The 574-nt window shown below is 59.1% G+C and carries 1 protein-coding gene; it reads left to right on the forward strand.

Going from position 1 to position 574, the window contains the following annotated elements:
• Positions 1-574: cache domain-containing protein (locus AC1D0P_RS27390; RefSeq protein WP_477679609.1), on the forward strand; the 574-nt coding region annotated here is incomplete at both ends.

Genomic DNA, 574 nt, shown 5'->3' on the forward strand with positions numbered 1-574 from the left:
GGACAAGGTGGCGGCGATCCTGACCTCGCTCGACTACGGCAAGGACGGCTATTTCTTCGTCTATGATTATGACGGCAACAATATCGTTCATCCGCGCCAGAGTTTTCGGCACGGGCGCAACTGGCTGAACCTGACCGACCCCGATGGCGACAAGGTGATCGCCCAACTGATCGCCACGGCCAAGGCCGGTGGCGGCCTGCATCAATATAAATGGCAGAAGCCGTCCACCGGACAGATCGCCGACAAGCTGTCATTCGTCGTCAGCCTCGACAAATGGCGATGGGTCGTAGGGACCGGTGTCTATCTCGACGATGTCTATGCGCAAAGTGCCGCCGCGAACATCGCCATGCGCGCCAGTATCAAGAAGACTTTTGTGATCGTCGCGCTGATCGCAGTACCGTCGGTGCTGGTCGTGTTCACCACCTGCATGCTTCTCACCTTCCATGAACGCCGCATGGCCGATGGCCGGCTGAAAGAATTGACCCAACGGGTGATCGACACACAGGAAGAGGAGCGTTCGCGGCTGGCGCGGGAACTGCATGACGGCATCTCCCAAAACCTGCTTGGCGTGCGC

The organism is Polaromonas sp. P1_G2 (assembly GCF_056405515.1).